This is a genomic window from Streptomyces sp. NPDC047072 (assembly GCF_040643855.1).
GTDB lineage: Bacteria > Actinomycetota > Actinomycetes > Streptomycetales > Streptomycetaceae > Streptomyces.
The window spans coordinates 18,980-39,554 of record NZ_JBEYVC010000097.1; the positions used below are offsets into that span (position 1 = coordinate 18,980).

Consider the following 20,575-nt stretch of genomic DNA (forward strand, 5'->3'; position numbering starts at 1 on the left):
GAACAGGGCACATGGGTTGGGTCGCGCTGAATCCCCCTTGTGAGCAGGGCGGTTCGAGGGCGCTGCGTTCTGCTGGTCACCGCTCCGTGTTCGCTCTGTGTGCGGTCGCGACTAGAGTTGGATCAGCTCAGAAGCATTACGCGCGAAACCAACGGGGAACAACGGGGAGCAGGGCATGGCGGAGGAAGTAAGCGTCGATCTCGACGAGTTGGAGAAGACGGTCACCGCGCTGAACCAGGTCCTCAAGGGACTCGGCCAGGCGAACACGGACGCCGAGACCAACACCTACCTCCCGCACGGCGCCCTCGGAACGGGCTTCGACGAGGCGGACAAGCTCGCGAGCGCCCACACCGAGATGAAGACGTACATCGAGGACGTGGTCCGTTACCTGAACTCGGTCATGGACGAGTTCGGCCGGAAGACGAAGTACGCGCACGGGGCGTACCAGGATTCGGACTACGAGGCGCAGGCGGGCTTCCCGAACGCGGGGGCGGCGCACCGTGGCTGAGGGCGACCAGTACATCGACTACGACTACGTCGAGATGAACCGCTGCTTCAACGAGAAGCACACCACGCCCTTCGCGGGCGGCAGGAACATGGACGAGATGAAGGCCATGGTCCGCCACGCCAACCCCAAGGCCGTGACCGACGTAGCCGCCGGCTGGTCCGGCCTCTCGGAGAAACTCCTCACCATCCAGAGCGACTTCGAGAAGGAGGTCGCCCGCATCCAGGAACACTGGAAGGGCACCGCCGCGGAGAACTTCGCCGGGAAGGCCAAGCAGGTCGGCAAGAGCATCGGCGACACCGCGAAGTACGCGAGCCACACGTCGATCGCGATGACGAACGCGGGCTCGATCCTGGGCAAGGTCCAGCCCGAGGTCCTGGCGATGGAGAAGCCGGGCCGGATCTCCAGCATGCTGAACTCCGCCGGCGACGGCTTCACCCGCAGCAACGCCGGCACGGACAAGGACATCGCGGCGGGGATGGGGGCCCAGGAGGTCGTCGACCGCAACCACGACGACTTGTCGGCGGGGCGGGAGGCCCAGCTGAAGATGGCCGCGAAGATGGAGACGCTGGGCGCGGCCTATAACTCGCAGGCGAAGGCTATGGGGTCGTGGAACAAGGTGCCCCCGGTCGGAGATCAACAGGATGTTCCCGGCGACCCTGGCGGCATTACGCCAACCCCGGTAGTCATTCCGTCGGCCAACTCGCCTCGAAGCCCCCAAAATGCGTCGTCAGGTACCGTTCGGTCGCCCCGTACAAGCACGGTTGCTTCACCAAAGTCCGTCACTCCGCCGTCCGGCATTACCGGCGGGGAGCACAAAGCGACGGCGCCGACTCCTAACGTGGGCACGGCGATTGATGGCATCTCGGGTGGGCGCACCGGTGTACCGGTGGCGGGTGGAGGAAGCCCGGTCGGGGGTGGCCCCAGCGGTGGCGTCGGCATGGGCGGCGGAGCTGGCTTCACTGGCGGAGTTGCCGGAGTTGGAGCCGCTCGCGGAGCGATGATGGGTCGTCCAGGGGTGGGTGGCGTGGCAGGGCGCACCGGAGCCGGAGGAATGGCCGGCCGTGCTGGTGCGGCCGAGGGCAGCGCGGCACGACCTGGGGGTGCCGCCCGCCAGTCAGGCGGCATTTCTGGCGGAACACCCCGAGCTGGAGCGGGCACAGGCCGGGGTACAGCTGGTGGGTCGGGTCTGCACAGCAGCCGTGGCGCCGCAGGGCGAGGAGCCAATGCCGTCCGCAAGGGCGGAGTAGTGGGCGCCCCCGGCGCACGCAACGGTCGCCCCAAGGACGAGGAGAAGCGCGAGGGCCAGCGTCCCGACTACCTGATCGAGGACGAGGAAACGTGGGCCCCGCAGCGTAATGTGGCCCCCCGGGTCATCGAGGAATAGACCACACCGCGATCCGCCAGCGGCTGACAGATCGGTGCGGAGATGCTTCGTCCCGTCTCCGCACCGACCTCAGAGAGGACACATACGGATGGGCTTCATCCTGGCGCTTCGTGCAGTGGGCTGTGGCACCGCGGCTGGCGCGCTGCTTCTTGCTTCCGCTCCGCTCGTATCGGCAGATCAGATCAGAGAAGACCAGTGGGCGCTACAAGCACTCAATGCCGAATCCGCATGGAAGATCTCCAAAGGAAGCGGCGTAACGGTCGCCGTAATCGATGACGGAGTCAATTCCGACCATATCGACCTTCAAGGGAACGTGCTTGAAGGAAAAGACTTCATGGACGGGGGAAGCGTCACCCCCGACGCCGGTGACGACCACGGCACAGCCATGGCAGGAATCATCGCGGCACACGGCCATGGGGCGGACGACGGCGTGATCGGTCTGGCGCCAGATGCAAAGATCCTGCCGATCCGATCCTTCAGCACCAAAGGGCCGAACCTTTCCGTTCCGATTCGCTATGCAGTTGACCATGGCGCATCCGTGATCAATGTATCAATGTGCTTCAACTCCAGTGACCCTGAACAAGTTCAAATGGTATCCGATGCTGTTCGATACGCTGTACAGCACGACGCGCTGGTGGTTGCTGGTGCAGGAAACGAAGCAGATAAAGGCGGTAAATGCTATCCGGCTGCGTCACCAGGCGCACTAGGAGTTGGCGCCGTAACGAATGACGGATCCATCTGGGATGGCTCAAACTCCGGCGTTTTCGTATCACTGACAGCGCCCGGAGATCACATCCTTTCCGCAAAAGGGATGGGGAACGGCTACACCAGCGGTACTGGAACATCTGACGCAACTTCCTACACGTCCGCAGCTGCAGCCCTCCTCCGCTCCAAATTCCCCAACCTGACCGCAGGCCAAATCGCCAACCGCCTCATCAAGACGGCAGTGCTCCCCGACTCTGAAAAGGGCCTGTCTCTCCCGGACAAAAGCTACGGCTACGGCATCATCCAGCCACTCGCCGCCCTGAAGGACAACATCCCGGCCGGTTCGAAGTACGGCCCGCTGACCGTCCCCGAGTCCCTGAAGGAACAGTCCGCGGCTCCTGGAGCCTCGCCGTCCGGCGACGACCAGACACAGGCCGACCAGAAGTCCGCGATCATCTGGTCCGTCATCGGCCTCGCAGGGCTCGCCGCTGTTGGCCTTGCCGTACTCCTGATCGTCAAGCGCTCCCGGCGAAGCAAAGAAAACAACGCAGGCACGTACGGTCCTTCATCCCCCACGAACTACCCCCAGTACGGCCAGCAGTCCCAGGCGCCGCAGCAGAACCCGTACCAGCATCAACCCACCCCACCCCACAGCCAATGGCCGCCCCAACAGTAGGCACACAAGCGCGTCCCGGCAGTCCCGGAGGGCAAGGGGCGGAAGCCCGAGTACCGCGCTTCTACCAACGGGTCTCCGATGTTGAACGGTGCGCGTCTGAGACGGCAAAGCGGCGGCAGCTGCTACAGGAGCGACGATTGGCCGCTTTGTCCCACGCCACGGGACATACGGCCAAGTTTTTCGCGAGCAGGGGCGGGACAATCCCTCCAATCTCTCGATGAAGAGCGCGAGCAGCGCGCTCGGGACGCGGCCCAAGAACTCGGCGTGGAGTACACGCCGGAGGTGAGAGCTCAGGGAACCGACGCCTGAGCCAATGTCTGCGCGCACCTGGCGGGCCATTGCGGCTGCGCCGCACAGGCTTCGGAATGATCCGGGACCCGGAAGCGCACCGCTCCGTCCTGCTACGACGGCTGAGGCATTGCCGCCGCGGGCCACCCGCAGCTCTCCGAAATCCCCGTCACAGAACCGGAGCTGCCACATGCCCGAAAACGCTTCCTCCGCCATACCCTCCGTCTCATCCTCACGATGCAGGGTCTCATCCGTCTGACAGACACTGCGGAGTTGCTCGCGGCAGAGCTGACGTCGAACGCCGTACGCCATAAGCGGGGGCCCACCGCCTGAGGGTCCACTGGTCGGCGGGAGTGCTGCGGATCAGCGCTCGGGACGTAGACCCCGAACCTCCCGAACCGCCGCGGGAGTTTGGACTGTTCGGAGAATCGGAGAACGGGCGGGGGCTGGCTCTCGTGCGGGCCTGTGCCGATCCGTGGGGATGGCAGCCGCTGTCCAGGAACGGCAACCGAGGCAACTATGTACGGTGTGAGCTGGCCCGGTCCTAGATCACGCCTGCCCGGGATCTTGAGTGCTTCTCAACAGCCCAAGGCTTGGGCGGCGGCTACGAGGTACGGCGGGAGGAGGTTCTGAAGCGCATCCCGCCGGCTCTTCGCGTCCCTGGGGTAGGAAGCTTCGATGGTGACGGAATACCGCTTGGTGCTACGGCCAGCAGCGTCCGTCGGATAGCCCGTGCACTGCGTCACTCCTACGATCTCTGAGTCCCACACCATGACTGATCCGTCGGGGTTGGCCTGTCCAAGTTCGTCGGCGGGAACTCCTAGATAGTTCAGGGCAATGTCCTTCACTCCGAGTGCATCCGGATACCGCTGCCCGGTGACCTTGATGGCGCTGTCGCCGTCGATCGTCACCTCACACCTCTGGGTGTCATCAGGGCCAGTCAGTGAGGTGCCGGTATCGATGGACTTCCCAGGCGGAAGAAGCGACTCCACGAGCTTGGCAGCTATCGGAACGCCGCACATCTTGGCAGGCACGGCATACTCCCGAGTCTCTTGGCCTGAACCACAACCAGTCATAAGTGCGGCAGTGACGATCGCGACTACACCAAGTACCCATGAAGTGCCTCTACGGTGCTCAGCCATGACGCGAATCCTCCCACTGTGACCCCTCAGAATGACTCGCTCCCGCCTGGGTGACAGCGGCCTTGCGCAGGTCCTCGATCGTGTCCTGGTTCAGGCGACCGTTGGCTGTCGCGCGGTCGACGGCTGCTGCCGCCGCGTCCTGGGTGCTTTCCCTACCTGCGGTGTATTCGAGTCCAGCCTCGTACCGTGCCTCCGTGGTGGTGTCCCGCTGAATGCTCTCCATGACCCCCGCCTGGATGTCTTCCACGGCCCAGCCTGCGACGTCCCCGACAACGGGCACCTTGATCGCCCCGGTCGCCAGGCCAAGACCTCGCCCCACCCACTTGCCGGCGGTCTCGGCGGACTCGTTGAAGTCAGCGTCGCTAGCGCGGTGAGTCTCGAAGATCGCTTCCGCGCGAGCCTCACTCATGATGCCCGCGACGATGGAGCCGGGAGCAACGGCCTGTTTGACCCGCTCGGAGTCGCTCACCGTGGAACTCGACTCACCATTGATCACATTGTCGACCATGCCACTCGTGTAAGCCTGCTGTGATCCCGTGATGGCTGCATAGGCGTCGGGATCCTGTCCAACGGCCGCAAGAAAGGGCTCGGTGGTCGAGGCCTGCAAATCAGCCGAAGCGCCGGAAACCGTCAGATCGTCGTGCCCGGACACGGCTCGCTGCACATCCCCCATGTATTCAGCCGCGATGTTGCCCAGACTGTCGCGGGCTGCCTCGTAGGGGGCGCCGTCCTTGCCGTTGAGGAGTTCGGGGCCTCCCTCGCCGCCGAACTTGTCCACGATCTGGCGGGCAAGGACGGCCTGATCGTCTGTGTGCGGGACGGAGTCGGCGTTGGGGCTGCCGTCCCAAGGACGACCGGTCGTGGCTGCTTCGAGAGCGTGGCCGAGGGAGTCCGGGAAGTTGGTGGCGGACTTCTCCATGGCGTCCGGATCGTGCCCCGTGATGTCGGGGAAGGACTCGTAGTCCCTGTTGACGAGGTAGTCCAGGTAGTTGGTTGACCCGTCGACATCGAGGGTGTCCTGGGGACTGCCCTTCGGGGAGCCGTCCTCCGCGTATTCCTGCATGGGTGGCGAGAAATAGTCCGTCGCCGCCTGCGGGCTGTGCCCCAGTGCCTCCAGCACGCTGTTCATCGGGTCGTAGCCGGCGCCGTTCTTGCCGGAGGGGTTGAAGCCGTACTGGGGGTCGCCGAAGTCGGATTTCGTGCTCGCGAAGAAGTACGGGTCCTTGGCGTGGAGTTGGGTGACGTGTTCCGCGATCGGGGTGAGGAAGGAGGAGTCGTAGTCGCCGTAGCGGAGGATGCCGCCGAGGAGTTGATAGCCGTAGGGGCCCTCGTTCATGCTGTCCGGGTACAGCTTGATGTGCTGGGTGCCGAGCTTGCGGAACTCGGCGGTCCACTGCTCCGAGAGGTGCGGGTCCTTGCCCGGGTTGGTGGCCGTGGCCAGCGTGTTGCCCATGTTGCGCTGCATGTCCTGGAGCAGCTTCTTGCGCTCGTCGCTCGCGTCGGACGTCTGGAGGGCGAGCTGACCGTAGAGCTTGAGGCTGCCTTCCTGACCGAGCTGTTTGTAGAAGTCCGTGGCGAAGACCGGGTCCTTCGCGTTGGCCTTCATCAGGTGGTTGAGCTCGGTCAACTCCGCGTCGGTGAGCTTGTCGCCCTTCTTCATCAGCTCGGCCGCGTGGGTGGCGTCGGCGGCGTCGAGGGACGTGACGACCTTGGAGTTGAAGTCGTCCGTGTAGCCGCCGAGGTCGCGGCGCAGGGCCCAGCAGGCGGTCTCGTCGGCGTCGGCGGCGCGCTGGAGGACGGCTGTGATGCGGGCGGCGAAGGCGTCGCAGGCCTGCTGCTGTTCCCGGATCAGGGCCTGGCCGTCAGGGTCGTGGCGGGCACCCACGTTCTGGGAGAGGTCGTTGCGCGGGGTGACCACACCCGTGGCGCTGACGTGCAACTCCTGCTTGCCGGCCTCGACATCGGCCAGGTGATGGAGGTCGTTCTTCGCCTTCTGCAGGTCTGTGTGGAGGGAGGCGAGGACACCCGCGATGCCCTCCGCCTCCTTCTGCGCGTCCGCGAACTCCTCCTGTGCCGCACGGACATCGCCCTCCGCCTTGGCCGCCGTCAACACCGGTTGGCGCCAGCCGGCCTGCTTGAACGGCCCCGCGACCTCGTCGGCGTACGCCGTGTGCAGGCCCTTGAACTTGGTGGCCGTCTCCTGCCAGCGGTCGGCGGCGGCCTTCAGGTTGCTGAGGTTGAGGTGGTACAGCTGCTCGTACGTCGGCATGACTGTGGTGGATCCCCGTGGTGTGTCGATCGCGATGGGCGGTGGCGGGCGCGTGTCGGGCTCAGCCGAACGGCGACGGCCGGCCCGACAGGGAGCGCATCGTCTGCGTGTTCGCCGTCTCCGTGCTCTGGTAGAGCAAGCCCGAGCCGCCGCACTGACGCGAGAGGCCGTCGCACTTCGTCGCCAGCGCGGACACCTGGCTGGACCACTGCTCCGCCAGGCCGGCCAGCGCACCGCCGAGACCGCCGTCCCAGTTGCCGCTGCCGAAGTCCTTGGACGCCGAGCGGGTCTCGTCCACCGGATGAGCACCGGTGGTGCGGGTACGGCCCGCCATCTCACCGGCGCCGGCACCCGCTCGATGCAGCGCCGCCGGATCCTCGATGTCTGTTCCGCCCGACATACCCCAGTCCCCCGTATCCGTTCTCCGCCGCAACGGGCAGAGAATCACGAAAACACCATGCGCAGAAGCCTGCTTATGCCGCTCACCCTACTGGAGCAACGGGATCGATTTCCGGTCGGAAAGGACCTCGACCACGAGCCCGTCAACGGTTCGGCATGCCGACAGACGACTCCGGCCCCTCTCACAGCCTGCCGAAAACGACCCCGCGCCAGGTCCAGCCCAGCTTGAGGACGGTGGCCCGAAGGGGGGCGCGCAGTTCCGAGCTGTCGAAGTGGAAATACTCCTTCGCTTCAAGCCGACCGTCGTCCCCGTGCTGGATCTTCCGGTAGCTGGAGACGGTCCGGCCCGGCCCACGCGTGTATGCCGAGGAGATCTGGATCCTCGGCGGATTCCCGACGCGTTCGACCGCCCACCCTTCCTCAAGGGCACGCACTTCACGGTCCGCGCGGTCGAGGCGCATGCTGATCCTCACGGCGCGAGACAGCTGGGACCCGAGGAAGAGGGGTTGCCAAACGGGCTCCGACAGCCGCCACTCCGCCACCAGTTCGGCGCCTTCGGCGGCGCCGTCCCGGATAACATAGGGGACATCTGACCGATTGAGGCCAAGGAGGGCTGTCAGTACCTCCTCGGCCGGGGCGGATGCGACGCCGTCAGCTGGGCGCCGGGTTCCGGTCAACTTGTCGAAGAGTCCCATTGATTCACCGTACGAGGATCGGGACCGCCGTTACAAGATCACCGCTTTGCTGCGAGACTGCGGCCCATGCGACCACCGTCACGCCAGGCTTTGGCGTCTCTCTTCGTTCTTGGCTCACTGGCCGTAGGGGGTACGGGCTGTTCGGGCAGCAGCACCGGAGCCGGCAGTGGCGAAGCCGACAACAGGACCGGGCTCCAGAACGCGCTCGCCTCCGTTCCGGAATCGGCCGCCGCCGAGACCGTCTCGTATGCCGATGTCGCCGTCATACGAGACCTGATCGCCAAGGACTCGGAGCAGTTCGGCGGCCTGGGGAACTACGGCATACCGGAGTTGGCCACCTACAGCGATGAAACGCCTCGCCAGGAATGGGGCTTCGACGAGAAGACGGTTGCGACTTCCGTCGTCGTCGGCGCCTCCAACTCCCGTCTGACCGGGGAGTTCGACACGGCCACGATCGCCAAGGCCCTTGAGCGCAAGGGCTACAGAGCCAGCGACACGGACGGCGGCACGCTCCTGAAGAAGACCGGGGACGAAACCACCTACCAGGTCTCCGATTCGGTGCGCGTCGCCAGGCACGACTCGGACGGGGCCGGTCTGGGGTTCGGTGAGCCGGAGAGATCCGTCGCCGGTGATCCCGCCTACGCGGCGGTGGACGAGTGCCTCGGCAATGTCTACTACGCGTCCTTCTACGGAAAGCGGGAGAAGAAGGACGTCGTCCTTCTCGCGATCGGTGCGCGTCTCGGCGCCGACGGCAGTTCGACGGAGACCCTCTGTACGGTCAACTCGTCGGAGGCCGCCGCCCAGAGCGCCGCCACCAAGCTGCGCGAGAAGACGAAGGACGGCGAACCGTACGCGGGTGCCAAGGTCACCGTCAGAAACGGTGAGACCCACATCGTGTCCATGACCTGGAGGAACAGCAGCGAGCCACGCCTTCGCCCCCGGGACAACGACAAGACGAACATCCTGCCGGGCCTACTGCTGCTGACTGGACGAAGCTGAGATGTTCCAGGGCACTCCGCGGAAGGGCGAAGGGCAGGGTATGCGGCATGAGTGACCCTGTCGGCACGTACTCGATCATCCTGCCCCGTGACCTCGCCGAGGCCGCCAAGGCCCGCAGCGGCCCCTCCGGGCTGTCCGCCTACGTGGCCGCAGCCGTCGCCAGGCAGATCGAACGCGACAACCTCAACGACCTCATCCAGGCCGCGGAGGCGGAGCACGGGCCTGTCACCGGTGAGGAAATCCAGGCCTTGCGTGACCAGCTGAACCAGGCCCGTCAGCAGTAGGTACGAGGCGGAGCAAGTGCCGCGTGAGCCGACTTAGGCCGTCCCCGGCGGCACCCTGGTCCTCGACAGCGAAGGACTGACCAAGGCCGCGCTGCGTGACCGCACGGTCACCGGCTGGCTCACCCTGGCCCGCGCCGACGACCTGCGTGTGATCACCTGCGCCGCCACCCTCGTGGAAGTGGTGCACCCTCGGATCAGCCGTCCTGCTCTGGAGTGGACCCTGTCCCGCCTCGTCGTGGAACCGGTGACCGCGCCGATCGCCCGCAGGGCCGCCGCGCTCCTCGCCGACGCGGGGCTCCACGGCCACGAGTACGCCATCGACGCCGTGCTCGGCGCCGTCGCCCTCCCCGCCCCGGACCGGTCACCATCATCAAGGTTTGACGGGGCACAGGTTACGGCCGGTACACCGCCCACGTCTTCGGTGTCTCCGACACCTTCACCGCCGTGAGTTCGGGCAGTTCACCGCGCCATCTGTCGAAGATCCACTTGGCGAGGTTCTCCGCTGTGGGAGAGGCACCCCCCCCCATCGATTCATTGAGGTGCCGGTGGTCGAGGGTGTCGTCCATCCACTTCTTGAACGTGTCGAGGTCCCGGTAGTCCCGTACGAAGCCGGGAGGGAGCAGCGCGTCGTCCCGCGCCGAGAGTTCGAGGACGACGATGTAGTTGTGGCCGTGCATGCGTGCGCAGGGGTGCCAGGCAGGGAGCTGGTCGAGGACGTGGCTGGCGGAGAAGTGGAACTCCTTGGTTATCTCGAACACTCTTTCCGCCTCCTTCTAGTCCTGCGTATGCGCGTCGTCCTCGTCCTGAACTGTAGCCGCGTCCGCGAAGAGGGCCTGATTGAGCGGTACGGCGGTCAGGAAGCGTTCCCGCCGACGCGGGTCGGCGATGCTGTCCGCCTTGCGGCGCAGCTCGGCGCGGGCCCGCTCCAGCAGGCCGGCCGCCTCCTCGTCGGCGCCGACGGCTGTCAGGGCGCGCGACACGTCGTACAGGACCTCTTCCGTGCGCAGGGCGGGCATCGTGCCCCGCTCCTCGAGGAGCGCGTAGGCCGCGCGGGCGTCCTCGGCCGCTTCCCCGACCACTCCCTCCGCGAGCCGGAGACGGCTGCGCAGAGCGAAGGCGGCGATGCGGCTGCGGTGCATCTTCGTGGTCTCGGTCTCGTCGAGGGTGTCCCCGATCAGCTGGAGCGCCATCCTGGAGTCCTCCCCCACGGCCATGAGCACGTTCACGTACAGGTTGCGGACGATGGGCACGAGGTTGATCAGCCACGTCTTCTGCGTTTCGAGCCAGGCCGCCCGGATCCGCTCCAGTGCCTCCGGAGCGCGCTCGGGTGTGCCGGAGGCGATCAGAGCGAGGAGGGCGTTGTTGTACGCGTGCCAGCCGCTGATGGGCTCGCTCTCCTCCTGGTACTCCTCCTCGAAGGACAGTGCCCTGGTGAGTGCGGCCTCAGCCTTGGTCATCTCGCCCAGCGCGATGTGGAGTTGGGCGAGGTAGTTCAGCGCTATGGGCAGTTCGCCGCGCATCTTCTCGTCGCCCAGCCGCTCGACGCAGCGCAGCAGTCGTTGCCGGGCTTCGTCGAAGCGCCCCGCGTCGAAGAGGTTGACGCCGATCTGCATCTCGTTGAGGTTGCGGGCGTGCTGGAGCACCGGGCTTGCGGCATCGCCGAGTTGGGGTGCGGAGGCGTACAGCTCCTCGGCTTCGAACAGCACCCTCAGGCCGGCTTCCAGGTCGCGCTTGGGAAGCTGGCGGCCGTACTCGACGAGAGCGACGTAGAGCGCTTCCGTGCCCTGCGGACCGCACGCGCGGGCGAGGTCGACCGCCTCCCGGAGTTTGTCCAGTGAGGGTTCGAGGCCGTGTACCGCGAGCAGGGTCTTGCCGCGCAGCAGTGAGGTACGGGCCACCTGCACGGGATCACCGAGGCGGCGGGCCGATTCCTCGGCCTCGGCCGCCAGCGTGTCGATCTCGGGCGACTGTACCCGGCTCTCGCTGCCCTTCCAGCGCACCTCTGTGAGGCTCAGAAGCAGTTCGGCGGACTCCACGAGCCGACGGTCGCGCTCCGGGCTCGCCTCAGGGAGCTGCCGGACCGAGTCGAGGGCCGTCCGGCAGTACTTCTCGGCCTGGACGAACGCCAGCTCGTCCACCGCCACGGACCGGGCGAGCCGGTAGTGGGCGTCGGCGCTGGCGGCGGCACGGGCGGGTCCGGCCGAGCGCAAATGGTCGGCGATCATGACGCGGATCTCGCGTGGCAGGTCCTCGCCGGCCCGCGGGAGCCGCTCCAGGGCGTCGGCGATCGCGGCGTGCCTCGACAGCCGCGCCCCCTCGGTCTGCCGCTCCTCCCGGATGCAGGACTGGAGGGCCTGGTGCTCGAAGTCGTACCAGTCGACGTGCAGTCCGTGCGCCCAGCCCGGCATGTCCGCACGACGCCGTTCACGCACCAGGCCGTGGTCGCTCACCACGTCGTGCAGTAGGTCCTGTACGCGGATCTGGGGGATCCCGGTCACCTCGGCGAGCGTGTGCGAGAAGAAGAACGGGCCCACGGTGGCGCCGAGTACGAGGAGTTCGCGGGCTTCGGGGTCGAGACGGCGGAAGCGGGCCCTGACCGCCTGCGGCAGTTCGCGCGGGAGCGGTACGTCCATCCCCTGGCCGGGACGCCACAGCTTGAGGACCTGGTCCACGAAGACGGGGCGTCCGCCGGTCACCTCGTACACCTGGTCGGCGAACCCGGCGGGCACGTCCTGGTCTCGGAGTCTGGCCGCCACCAGGTCCCGGACGGCCCAGTCCGGCAGGTCCTCGACCTCGTGCCGGGCGACCAGCAGTCTGTGGTTCTTCTCGCACTCGTGGAGCAGCTGCTCGATCTGGGCGCCGCTCTCCGTCGTGGACGCGTAGGAGCCGAGGCCCAGCACCAGGGCGAGCGGCTCGCCTTCCAGCTTCTTGAGCAGTGTGTGGAGGACCTGACGGCTGCTCTCGTCGAGCAACTGGACATCGTCGATCAGCAGCAGCACGGGTGCGCCGTCACGGGCCTCCGCCAGCAGCGCCTCGACCAGCTGGTGGGTCATGGCCCACGGCAGCGACTCCCAGCTGCCCGCCGGGGTGGATCCGGTGGCCAGAGCCGCGGCGATGCCGGTCCTTCCCGCGTCGACCACGTCTTTGAAGCCGGGCACGACGAAGGACAAGAGGGCCGGAAAAGCGGCGGCGATGCCTCGCGCCAGCGCACGCGCCCACCGAGTCCACGCTTCCCGCCGCGCGGGGACGAGCTCAGTTCGGCGAGGGCGTCAAGAAACGGCCCGTATTCGCCTCCTCTGCCGAGTCCCGGCACACAGCTCACCAGCACCACGCGGCAGGGGCCGTCGGCATGCTTGCGACACACTTCAGCGAAGAGGGACGTCTTGCCCATCCCCGGGCGGGCCTTGACGATCAGGACGCTGCCGCTGCCCTCCGCGAGTCGCCTCGCGACACTTCCGATCACGTCCAGGCTGTTCTCGCGGTCGACGAACACCTCCGTCACTGTGCCCCTCCCGTTGGCTACTTGAGCATGTCGCACGTCAACATCAGGTGTGGTCAGGGTATTTGACGCGAGTCGATCTACGAAGGGGTTCCGCCGAGTCGTAGATGCCTGCCAGGTCGACGAGTTGCATGTCCGGTGAGGTTGCGGCGACGAGGACGGACAAGTACAGGGCGGTGTCACGGAGATATAGAAGTACGTCTACATAAAACGCACCTCTATATCTGGCGGACCGCTGTTCCAGGAGCTGCCCGAGGAGAGACCAGCCAGGCACAGCAGGCCTCGCCTACGAGCGTGCCGGATTCAGGCCTTCTCTCGTAGTTTCCGGAGGGACCGTCAGTGCGCAGACCCTCGGGGGGGGAGCTGCGGAGGGAGATCCGGGACGGGGCCCCCAATGTGGGGTTCGCTCAGCAGGACCATGGCACCAAGGGCATGTGGCTCTTCGTGAGCCCGGTCGCCGGCTGACGACTTCATGGCCGGCCGGGTGAGCTGCTCGAACGGCCCGGGGGTACCGTTCTCCGCCCGGTTCTGAGTAGCCGTACTCATGCCCGGTGTGTCCTGGCTGGTGAGACTTCGGGTATGAGGCGACTTTCCGGCAAGGCGGCGGTACTGGTGGGTCTGTGTGCGGTGGCTCTCACCGCGTGCGGGGTCGAACGGGCTAATGGGAAAGGGGAGTTGAGCGAGTCCCCGAAGCGGGACGCCGGTGCTTCGGTGGTGGGCTCGCCGTCCGACGGGGACACCGAGGGGCCCGGCTTCCTGACCTTCATGCAACTGCTCAACTCCCTTGCCGAGCCCTGTGTGGAGGACCTCGCGTCGGCTCCGGGGCTGTCCGAGGAGGAGGCGGACGAATTGGCGAGCGTACGGCCCTCCGGGTCGCCGCCTCCCGAGCTTGTCCTTCCTGACGAGCGGCCGCCCACCGACGACGTCCGGGATCCCTCCGCCGCCACGGAGGAGACGGAGTTGAGCGACGTGGAGCGATGCGAGGCCGACGTCCACGAACGCCGTATCACCCGCGCGCTCCGGGACAACGCCGATCCGACGCCCGAGCAGGTCCGCACGACGCTGGTGGGGCTCGGCTACATCGACAAGCGGATCCACGGCCCCGAACGCGCGGGCGCCCGCGTGGAGTTCACGCTCGATCTACGGGTGCTGGGCGGCCATCTGTGCCTGGACGGCCGCACCGGCGGCGGTACGACCGTCATCGAGTCCTACGGCGCGTCCCCGGAGGTCGAGTGCCGGGATGTGCGGGTCGACGAGGCCAGCAGTTCCTGAAGGTCGCGTATGAGGATCAGGTCGTAGCGGTCGACGGCGGCGAGGCGCTCGAAGATCCGGAGGGCCGTCGCCGCCTGCCGTTCGAGGTCCGAGTCGAAGTCGCGGACGGTGAGGAGAGCGTCGTAGCGCTCGAACGGGATGCCGTGGTCGTCCTCGTAGTCGTGGGTGAACTCCAACTCGACCGCCGCGTGCCCGAGGTTCGCGGAGTGGTCGACGAACTCGTCGGCGGACGGCTTCAGTTCGACTCCACAGGCCGCGCCGACGTCTTCGACGAGCTGTCGGCGCGAGTCTCCGGGGTGGAGGAAGACGTAGTGGTACTCACTCATGCGACACCGGCACACCCGTAGGCTCGGTCAGTTCTCTCCTCGGGGGAAGGAGACCTCCACTCGGCGGTTCTTCTTGCGGCCTGCCTCTGTGGTGTTGGGGGCGATCGGGTAGTCCTCCGAGTAGCCGCGGACCTCGTAGGTGATGCCGGAGTTCTTGAGTTCCTGGTCGAGGACGTCCTGGACGGCGTTGGCGCGTTGGCGGGAGAGGGTGAGGCCGTGGGCGTAGCTGCCGAGGTTGTCCGTGAAGCCGAAGACGCGGATCTGGGTGGCGTTCTGCGCCTTGATCTCGTCGGCGATCGCGGAGATCCTCGCTCTCGCATCGCCGCCGAGCTTCGCGCTGTCCTTGCTGAACAGGACCTCGGCCTGGAGGGCGAACTTCACGTCCGCGTTGGTGTCCTCCCGGCGTTCGTCACCGCTCTGGTCCTCGACGACCTGCTTGATGTCCAGGACCTTGGGTTCGGCGAGGGTGGCGCCTTCGGGGAGTTTCAGGTCCGGGTCGTTGGGGTCCACCTCGACGGGGGCGGTGGCGGAGGGTTCGGTGCCAGGGGGGTAGCTGGGGTCGGTGTCGTCCGCGTGGGCGGGGGTCAGGGTCAGGGTGGCGAGGGCGGTGGCCAGGGTGAGGGTCAGGGCGAGGCGGGGGCGGATGTGCGTGGGCATGGGGCGCCTCATCCGGAGATCGTGATGTCGGCGGGCGCGAACATGGGCAGTTGGAAGGAGACCTCGGAGGTGCCCGCGGGGGGCGCGGGGAACTGCATGAAGACCGGGATGGTCTCGCCGCCCTTGATGGTCGAGACGCCGGTGGTGGTGAGGGGGCGGCCGTCCGTGTCGCGCAGGACGTAGTAGCGCTTCTTCCCCTTCGAGTCCACCAGGGTGGCTCCGCCGAAGGACCGGCCGTTGCGGATGATCTCGGTTTCGTTGCCGCTCAGTTGGGCGGGGATGGTCAGGATCTTGTCGCCGTCGTTCTTCAGGTCGCCGCTGACGGTGACGAAGCCGCCGGAGTCCCGGGCGGCCGAAGTGATCTGCAACAGCAGGCCGTTGGGTCCCTTCAGCTCGGCCAGCGGGGTGTCCGACTGCCCTTCCTGAGTGCTCGGCCCGGAGTCGCCGCCCTTGGAGGCCGACGCCGAGGCCTCCGGTTTCTTGTCCTCGTCGCCGCCTCCGCCGCAGCCGGCCACGCCGACGGCCAGTCCGGTCGCGAGCGTCAACGCGACCATCCCCCGGCGGGCCTTCGCCGTGAACCGCATGCTCATCACTGTGTTTCCTTCATCACTCGTCGTCAGCCAGGTGGACGTCGAAGAGGTCCTCGGGTCCGGGGAGGTTCGTGAGGTCCTCGGGGTCCAGGGTCCACTCCCGGTCCCTGCAGGTGAGTTTCGGCAGCACGGCCGGGTCCGCGCCCGCTCCGGGGAGTTCGAAGTCGCAGATCGGATCGATGACGGCGGTGGCGGACTCCGTCGCATGCCGGCTCTCGGTGCCGGGGACGATGGAGTCGCCGACGGACTTGTCGTTCCTGGTCTCCACCTTGTATCCCGGAGGCAGTCCCGGCAGCGAGTCGCAGCCGGTCACGGTGGCGTTGTTCTGCGCGGCCAGTTGGCCCGCCCGTGCGCAGCCGTCGAACGGCACTCCGTCGCCGTCGAAGATCGCCTGCCACTTGGTCGGGTCGAGGATGTTCAGCACCCACTCGTCCCTGAGCTGGTCGCGGGTGTCCAGCGCCGCCGCCAGCGCCGCCGCGTCCGCCGCCGTCTGGGCGCCGTTGCGATTCGCCGCCGCCTGGCCGACCGCGAGGTAGGCGAACGCGAGAAAGAGCAGACCCGCCACCACCGTGATGTAGATGGGGAAGGCCTGCCCTGAGTCGTCGAACCTACGGGGCCCTGTCAGCCGTTGATCACTTCGGTGATCTTGTCCGTGATCGCGTTGTAGATCGTCTGCCCGATGTCCGTCCCCGTGATCGCCAGCACGATCGCGACCACCACGGCGATGATCCCCAGGTACTCGACCGCGGTCTGACCCTCGTCCTTGCTGAACCTGCTCATGGCGGAGCCTCTCCGTGTCGCTGCCGTCGGCATCCGGAACGTAAGGCTCAGTATCGGGTGGGTTCCAGGGTCCGTGGGCCCAAAGCCGGGCCCAAATCGGGGTCATCGCGGCTCACCCCCGCCCAGCCACCTCGCGGTCGCCTCGGCGCGGCTCGTGCTGTGGAGCTTGGCGAAGATGCGGTTGATGTGGTTCTTGACCGTCTTCTCGCTGATGAAGCAGGCGGCGGCGATCTGCTGGTTGGTCAGGCCGGACGCGATGAGGTCCATGATCTCCGCCTCCCTCGTGCTGAGTTGGGAACGAGTCCTCCCCAACGACGACTGTCCCACAGATGGTTGCAGTTGCGAAAGCCCTTGCGGGGATTTTGTGGAGACGGCAGTTGGGAGATCTGCGCCCAAGTGTGCAGTCGCACTTGACGAACCCCTGAGCTCGGCCAGCAGCGCGCCCGTCGCCGTCGGGGTGACATGCGCCCTGCCCTGCGTCACATCCCGTACGGCCACCGTCAACTGGTCGGCCGTGAACTCCCCGTGGACCAGGTAGCCGCCCGCCCCGCGCCGCAGCGCCTCCCGTACGATCTCCGGCTCCCCGCTGTACGTCAGCATCAGCACCGGTGCCAGCGGGACGAGGTGCGGGAGGGCCGTGATGCCGTCCACACCCGGCATCCGGACGTCCAGGAGGATCACGTCGGGGCGGTGCCGGAGCGCGGCCTCGTACGCCTCGCGGCCGTCCGCGGCCTCCCCTACGACCGTGATGTCCGCGCGGCCCGACAGGAGTGCGGTCAGGCCCGCCCGGACCACCGGGTTGTCGTCCGCCACGACGATCCGCAGGGGTGGTGGCGCCGGGGGATCAGGCGGCGGCCGACGGTCCGACATCGCGCGGCCTCCTCTCGGGGACGGGGAGGGGCAAGGGGGGTGACTGCGCGGGGGCCAGCGGGAGTTCCACCACGACCTCGGTGCCCTGAGCCCCCGCTCCACGGCCGATACGGATACGCGCGCCCATCGACTCGGCGCGTTCCACCATGCCGACCAGACCGAAGTGGCCCGCCCTGCGGAGTTCGTCGAGGGCCGTGTGCGGGGGCAGGCCCCGGCCGTCGTCGTGGACGCTGATGCGGAGCAGGTCCGGCTCGATCTCGGCCGTCACGTCCACATGGGTCGCCGCCGCGTGGCGGTGGGCGTTCTCCATCGCCTCCTCGGTGATGGACAGGAGGTGGCGGGCCACCGGTTCGGGGAGGGGTGGCGCGGAAGCCGCCCCGCGGTAGGTCGCCTTCAGGGTCGTACGTGCGGTGAAGTCCCTTGTACGGGACTCCAGTTCCGTCAGTACGTCGGCGCAGGCGGGGGCCTGTTCGCCGCGCAGGTCCGTGAGCAGGGCGCGGGACTCCGTCGCGGCTCGGCGGGCCGCCCTGGCCACCAGGTCCGCCTGCTGCCGCAGCAACGCGGGGTTCGGGGCGGGCGCGGCGGCCGTCGTCGCCAGGCCCTCCGCGGCCAGGGCCACGCCGTGCAGGGTCTTGGCGACCGAGTCGTGCATCTCCCTTGCCAGCCGGGCCCGTTCCTCGCTGACCGCCTCCGCGACGGCCAGGCGGGAGCGCATCGCGGTGAGGGCCTGGGTCGCCGTGCCGAAGCGGAGCAGGAGACCGCGGAGGGTCGAGCCGACCGCGCCGGTGATCACGCAGAAACCGGGGAGGAGCAGGGTCTCGGCGGGGCCCGCGGTGCTGTGCGGGAGGGCCGTCTGGACCACCACGAGGATCAGGGACTGGAGAGAGGCGAAGACGGCGGCGCCGCGCCAGCTGTAGGCGATGCCGGCGAGGAGGGGGGTGCAGACGCTGACGTAGGCGAGCGTGGTGTCGGGGCCCGCGGAGACGAGGAGGAGGGAGCCGAAGAGGGTGTCGGCGGCGAGGAGGGTGGGGTGGCGCAGGAGGAGGGGGCCGAAGCGTTCCCAGTCCCGGAAGAGGGCGTACGACACCATGAACGTGACGACGACCGCGGCGCCGACGAGGCGTTGGCCGAGGCCGGGGTTGGCGTTGAGGAGGGCGGCGGGGGCGGCGATCGCGATCATCGCGAGGCGGAACCCGAACACCTGGCGGCACATGGCCTGAAGGGCGTTCACCTGGATCGACAGCCCCGGCTCGGCATCGGCGGCCTCATGTCCGTTCATCGTCATCACCCCACCCCCTACTTCCCCGTGATCGTGCCGAAGTCGGTGCCCGAGCCCAGCAGCAGGCCCGCCGCCAGCAGCAGCATCGTCGCCGGGACCATGAACGTCGTGATCATCATCGTGGCCTTGGGGACCGCGCGGGCGGCCTTGCGGCGGGCGTTCTGGGCGTCCGTGCGGCGCATGTCCTTGGCCAGGGAGACCAGCGTGTCGACGATCGGCGCGCCCAGTTCCTCCCCCTGCTGGAGGGCCGTCACGAACATCGCCACCTGTTCGGAGTCGTTGCGGCGGCGCAGTTCCGCGAAGGCCTGGCGGCGGCTCATGCCGAGGTCCATCTGGCGGAGCGTGATGCGCAGTTCGTCGGCCCAGGGGCCCTCGTACTTGGAGGCCACCCGGTCCAGCGCCTGCCGGAAGCCGAGCCCCGCGCTCACGACCACCGCGAGGACGTCCAGGAAGTCCGGCAGGGTGCGCTCGATGACGTCCTTCCTGACCCGGATCGCCGACCAGATGCCGACCTCCGTCCAGAACGCCCCGAAGGCCAGCAGGAGCAGGGCCACCAGGATCTGGCCGCGCAGCAGGAAGACCAGGAAGCCCAGGCCGCCGAGGAAGCCGTAGACCGCCCGGCGGGCCGCGTAGCGGTTGATGGTCAGGCCGCCGGGGTTGCCCGCGAGGTCGATCCTGCGGCGGTACTTGGCGACCTGCTTGGGGCCCATCAGGCGCAGCACCATGGGCGCGTAGCGCATGCCCATGCGGTCGACCAGGGAGTCGACCGCGCCGGTGCGGGTGGAGCCGACCTCCAGGGCCAGCATCAGGTCGCCGGGGAGTTTGGCGTCCGCCCGGTACATGCGGATCCCGGCGAAGATCCCCCACACGCTCACGGCCATCAGCAGGGCCAGTCCCAGTGCGATCATGTCCGCCCCCTCACACGTCGATCCGGGAGAGGCGGCGGATCAGGATGAAGCCGACCGCGTAGAGGGCGAAGGCGATGATCACCGCCCCCTGTCCGAGGGGCGAGCCCGTCATACGGTCCAGCGCGCCGTCCTTCACGCCGTTCATGAGGAAGAGCGAGCCGATGCCGAGCACGGGGACGGCGTACGAGGTCATGCTGACCTGGGAGAGCTGGGTGCGGACCTCGCGCCGGGTCTCCTTGCGCTCCTCCAGCGTCTCGGTCAGATTCCGCAGAGCACTCACCACTTGACCGCCCGCCCGGTTGGAGAGCACCAACGTCGTCACCAGGACGACCAGTTCGCGGGACGGCAGCCGCTGGGCCATCTCGTCGAGCGCGTCCTCCATCGAGACGCCGACGGCCAGTTGGTTGGCGACCTTCGCCAACTCCTCGCCCGCCGGGGCCTCCAGCTCCTCCGCGGCCATGCCGATCGCGGTGCGCAGGGCCAGGCCCGCGTGGGTGGCGTTGGCCAGGATGCGGGCCAGTTCGGGGAGTTGGTTGATGAACTTCTCGATGCGCTTCTGGCGCTGCCAATTGAGGAACTGGACGGCGGCCCAGACGCCCAGCAACCCGGCGATCGGCCCGAAGAAGGGCGCGAGCGTCTCGGCGCCGACCAGCCACAGACCGGCCACCGCGGCGAGCATCACCGCGAAGAAGTCACCCGGGGTGATGTCCAACCCGGTTGCCGCGAGCCGGAGTTCGAGCTGCCGGCCGAGCCGGGTGCGGCGCAGCCGGCGGTCCAGGTCGCGGAAGTAGCGCCGGCGTCCGGTGTACGACACCTGGCCCGCGGACGAGAGGCGGTCGACGAGGGCCGCCCGCTGGGCCCGGCCCTTGGCGTAGACATGGACGCCGATCACGGCCAGCACACAGGTCAACAGGGCCACGCCGGTGGTCAGATCGATGAGGGAGTCGAGGTCCATGGGGGCCTACCTGGCTTCTCGGAGGGCCAACTCGGCCGGGGACTGGGCCACACCGAAGGCCTGGGGGGTGGGCTGGCTCGCCATGTAGAG

The 20,575-nt window shown here is 67.8% G+C and carries 21 protein-coding genes and 2 pseudogenes; 8 read left to right on the top strand and 15 right to left on the bottom strand.

Going from position 1 to position 20,575, the window contains the following annotated elements; genetic code table 11:
* Positions 1-175 precede the first annotated feature (175 nt).
* From ABZ896_RS32485 to ABZ896_RS32500, 4 genes and pseudogenes are all read left to right on the top strand, one after another.
* Positions 176-508, top strand: coding sequence for a hypothetical protein (locus ABZ896_RS32485; protein ID WP_360936903.1), 333 nt, complete (start codon positions 176-178; stop codon positions 506-508).
* A complete protein-coding gene (locus ABZ896_RS32490) occupies positions 501-1,892 on the top strand; it encodes a hypothetical protein (RefSeq protein ID WP_360936905.1) in 1,392 nt (463 codons plus the stop codon). The genes ABZ896_RS32485 and ABZ896_RS32490 overlap by 8 nt, the downstream gene beginning before the upstream one ends.
* An 88-nt stretch (positions 1,893-1,980) precedes the next feature.
* On the top strand, positions 1,981-3,273 hold the full coding sequence (gene mycP / locus ABZ896_RS32495; protein ID WP_360936907.1) for a type VII secretion-associated serine protease mycosin: 1,293 nt from the start codon (positions 1,981-1,983) through the stop codon (positions 3,271-3,273).
* A gap of 498 nt (positions 3,274-3,771) precedes the next feature.
* Positions 3,772-4,109, top strand: a pseudogene (locus tag ABZ896_RS32500) (ATP-binding protein); the annotation flags it as partial.
* A 30-nt stretch (positions 4,110-4,139) separates the two neighbouring features.
* Here ABZ896_RS32500 and ABZ896_RS32505 read toward each other — a convergent pair.
* From ABZ896_RS32505 to ABZ896_RS32520, 4 genes are all read right to left on the bottom strand, one after another.
* Positions 4,140-4,595, bottom strand: a complete 456-nt coding sequence (locus ABZ896_RS32505; protein WP_360936909.1) for a hypothetical protein — start codon at positions 4,593-4,595, stop codon at positions 4,140-4,142.
* Between the two features lie 100 nt (positions 4,596-4,695).
* Complete coding sequence (locus ABZ896_RS32510) at positions 4,696-6,972, bottom strand: DUF6571 family protein (protein WP_360936911.1); 2,277 nt, start codon at positions 6,970-6,972, stop codon at positions 4,696-4,698.
* A 61-nt stretch (positions 6,973-7,033) separates the two neighbouring features.
* Positions 7,034-7,372, bottom strand: coding sequence for a hypothetical protein (locus ABZ896_RS32515; protein ID WP_360936913.1), 339 nt, complete (start codon positions 7,370-7,372; stop codon positions 7,034-7,036).
* A gap of 181 nt (positions 7,373-7,553) precedes the next feature.
* On the bottom strand, positions 7,554-8,066 hold the full coding sequence (locus ABZ896_RS32520) for a hypothetical protein (RefSeq protein WP_360936915.1): 513 nt from the start codon (positions 8,064-8,066) through the stop codon (positions 7,554-7,556).
* Between the two features lie 66 nt (positions 8,067-8,132).
* On the opposite strand from ABZ896_RS32520, the gene ABZ896_RS32525 reads away from it, so the two are divergent.
* The 3 genes and pseudogenes from ABZ896_RS32525 to ABZ896_RS32535 all read left to right on the top strand — a co-directional run.
* Complete coding sequence (locus tag ABZ896_RS32525) at positions 8,133-9,065, top strand: hypothetical protein (RefSeq protein WP_360936917.1); 933 nt, start codon at positions 8,133-8,135, stop codon at positions 9,063-9,065.
* 47 nt (positions 9,066-9,112) lie between these two features.
* A complete protein-coding gene (locus ABZ896_RS32530) occupies positions 9,113-9,349 on the top strand; it encodes a CopG family transcriptional regulator (RefSeq protein WP_360936918.1) in 237 nt (78 codons plus the stop codon).
* Positions 9,350-9,404: 55 nt separating this feature from the next.
* Positions 9,405-9,704: pseudogene (locus ABZ896_RS32535) on the top strand (DNA-binding protein); the annotation flags it as partial.
* Positions 9,705-9,741: 37 nt separating this feature from the next.
* Here ABZ896_RS32535 and ABZ896_RS32540 read toward each other — a convergent pair.
* Both ABZ896_RS32540 and ABZ896_RS32545 read right to left on the bottom strand, forming a co-directional pair.
* A complete protein-coding gene (locus ABZ896_RS32540) occupies positions 9,742-10,107 on the bottom strand; it encodes a 6-carboxytetrahydropterin synthase (protein WP_360936920.1) in 366 nt (121 codons plus the stop codon).
* A gap of 15 nt (positions 10,108-10,122) precedes the next feature.
* Positions 10,123-12,507, bottom strand: a complete 2,385-nt coding sequence (locus tag ABZ896_RS32545; RefSeq protein ID WP_360936922.1) for an ATP-binding protein — start codon at positions 12,505-12,507, stop codon at positions 10,123-10,125.
* A gap of 920 nt (positions 12,508-13,427) precedes the next feature.
* Here ABZ896_RS32545 and ABZ896_RS32550 point away from each other — a divergent pair.
* Positions 13,428-14,120 carry a hypothetical protein gene (locus ABZ896_RS32550; RefSeq protein WP_360936924.1) on the top strand — a complete coding sequence of 231 codons (693 nt, stop codon included), beginning with the start codon at positions 13,428-13,430 and terminating at the stop codon, positions 14,118-14,120.
* Here the strand turns inward: ABZ896_RS32550 and ABZ896_RS32555 are convergent.
* The 9 genes from ABZ896_RS32555 to ABZ896_RS32595 form a co-directional block, all read right to left on the bottom strand.
* On the bottom strand, positions 14,057-14,446 hold the full coding sequence (locus tag ABZ896_RS32555) for a hypothetical protein (protein ID WP_360936926.1): 390 nt from the start codon (positions 14,444-14,446) through the stop codon (positions 14,057-14,059). The genes ABZ896_RS32550 and ABZ896_RS32555 overlap by 64 nt on opposite strands.
* 27 nt (positions 14,447-14,473) lie before the next feature.
* Positions 14,474-15,103, bottom strand: coding sequence for an OmpA family protein (locus ABZ896_RS32560; RefSeq protein ID WP_360936928.1), 630 nt, complete (start codon positions 15,101-15,103; stop codon positions 14,474-14,476).
* Positions 15,104-15,111: 8 nt separating this feature from the next.
* Positions 15,112-15,693 carry a hypothetical protein gene (locus ABZ896_RS32565; protein WP_360936930.1) on the bottom strand — a complete coding sequence of 194 codons (582 nt, stop codon included), beginning with the start codon at positions 15,691-15,693 and terminating at the stop codon, positions 15,112-15,114.
* 16 nt (positions 15,694-15,709) lie between these two features.
* A complete protein-coding gene (locus ABZ896_RS32570; protein ID WP_360936932.1) occupies positions 15,710-16,258 on the bottom strand; it encodes a hypothetical protein in 549 nt (182 codons plus the stop codon).
* Positions 16,259-16,314: 56 nt separating this feature from the next.
* Positions 16,315-16,473, bottom strand: a complete 159-nt coding sequence (locus ABZ896_RS32575) for a hypothetical protein (RefSeq protein ID WP_360936934.1) — start codon at positions 16,471-16,473, stop codon at positions 16,315-16,317.
* Between the two features lie 102 nt (positions 16,474-16,575).
* Entirely contained in the window at positions 16,576-17,343 is a 768-nt protein-coding gene (locus ABZ896_RS32580) for a response regulator transcription factor (protein WP_360936936.1), read from the bottom strand.
* The gene (locus tag ABZ896_RS32585) at positions 17,318-18,622 is read right to left on the bottom strand and encodes a histidine kinase (protein ID WP_360936938.1); all 1,305 of its coding nucleotides are present in this window, start codon (positions 18,620-18,622) and stop codon (positions 17,318-17,320) included. Before ABZ896_RS32585 ends, ABZ896_RS32580 begins: the two co-directional genes overlap by 26 nt.
* A 17-nt stretch (positions 18,623-18,639) precedes the next feature.
* The gene (locus tag ABZ896_RS32590) at positions 18,640-19,530 is read right to left on the bottom strand and encodes a DUF5936 domain-containing protein (RefSeq protein WP_360936940.1); all 891 of its coding nucleotides are present in this window, start codon (positions 19,528-19,530) and stop codon (positions 18,640-18,642) included.
* Between the two features lie 10 nt (positions 19,531-19,540).
* A complete protein-coding gene (locus tag ABZ896_RS32595) occupies positions 19,541-20,485 on the bottom strand; it encodes a type II secretion system F family protein (RefSeq protein ID WP_360936942.1) in 945 nt (314 codons plus the stop codon).
* Positions 20,486-20,575 lie beyond the last annotated feature (90 nt).

What these genes read in the sequence shown, in the direction of transcription:
- ABZ896_RS32515 (WP_360936913.1), bottom strand. Translation starts at nt 7,372, where the DNA reads ATGTCGGGCGGAACAGACATCGAGGATCCGGCGGCGCTGCATCGAGCG.
- ABZ896_RS32550 (WP_360936924.1), top strand. Translation starts at nt 13,428, where the DNA reads ATGAGGCGACTTTCCGGCAAGGCGGCGGTACTGGTGGGTCTGTGTGCG.
- ABZ896_RS32485 (WP_360936903.1), top strand. Translation starts at nt 176, where the DNA reads ATGGCGGAGGAAGTAAGCGTCGATCTCGACGAGTTGGAGAAGACGGTC.
- ABZ896_RS32575 (WP_360936934.1), bottom strand. Translation starts at nt 16,473, where the DNA reads ATGAGCAGGTTCAGCAAGGACGAGGGTCAGACCGCGGTCGAGTACCTG.
- mycP (WP_360936907.1), top strand. Translation starts at nt 1,981, where the DNA reads ATGGGCTTCATCCTGGCGCTTCGTGCAGTGGGCTGTGGCACCGCGGCT.
- ABZ896_RS32510 (WP_360936911.1), bottom strand. Translation starts at nt 6,972, where the DNA reads ATGCCGACGTACGAGCAGCTGTACCACCTCAACCTCAGCAACCTGAAG.
- ABZ896_RS32565 (WP_360936930.1), bottom strand. Translation starts at nt 15,693, where the DNA reads ATGAGCATGCGGTTCACGGCGAAGGCCCGCCGGGGGATGGTCGCGTTG.
- ABZ896_RS32590 (WP_360936940.1), bottom strand. Translation starts at nt 19,530, where the DNA reads ATGATCGCACTGGGACTGGCCCTGCTGATGGCCGTGAGCGTGTGGGGG.
- ABZ896_RS32580 (WP_360936936.1), bottom strand. Translation starts at nt 17,343, where the DNA reads ATGTCGGACCGTCGGCCGCCGCCTGATCCCCCGGCGCCACCACCCCTG.
- ABZ896_RS32530 (WP_360936918.1), top strand. Translation starts at nt 9,113, where the DNA reads ATGAGTGACCCTGTCGGCACGTACTCGATCATCCTGCCCCGTGACCTC.
- ABZ896_RS32555 (WP_360936926.1), bottom strand. Translation starts at nt 14,446, where the DNA reads ATGAGTGAGTACCACTACGTCTTCCTCCACCCCGGAGACTCGCGCCGA.
- ABZ896_RS32560 (WP_360936928.1), bottom strand. Translation starts at nt 15,103, where the DNA reads ATGCCCACGCACATCCGCCCCCGCCTCGCCCTGACCCTCACCCTGGCC.
- ABZ896_RS32585 (WP_360936938.1), bottom strand. Translation starts at nt 18,622, where the DNA reads ATGAACGGACATGAGGCCGCCGATGCCGAGCCGGGGCTGTCGATCCAG.
- ABZ896_RS32525 (WP_360936917.1), top strand. Translation starts at nt 8,133, where the DNA reads ATGCGACCACCGTCACGCCAGGCTTTGGCGTCTCTCTTCGTTCTTGGC.
- ABZ896_RS32520 (WP_360936915.1), bottom strand. Translation starts at nt 8,066, where the DNA reads ATGGGACTCTTCGACAAGTTGACCGGAACCCGGCGCCCAGCTGACGGC.
- ABZ896_RS32595 (WP_360936942.1), bottom strand. Translation starts at nt 20,485, where the DNA reads ATGGACCTCGACTCCCTCATCGATCTGACCACCGGCGTGGCCCTGTTG.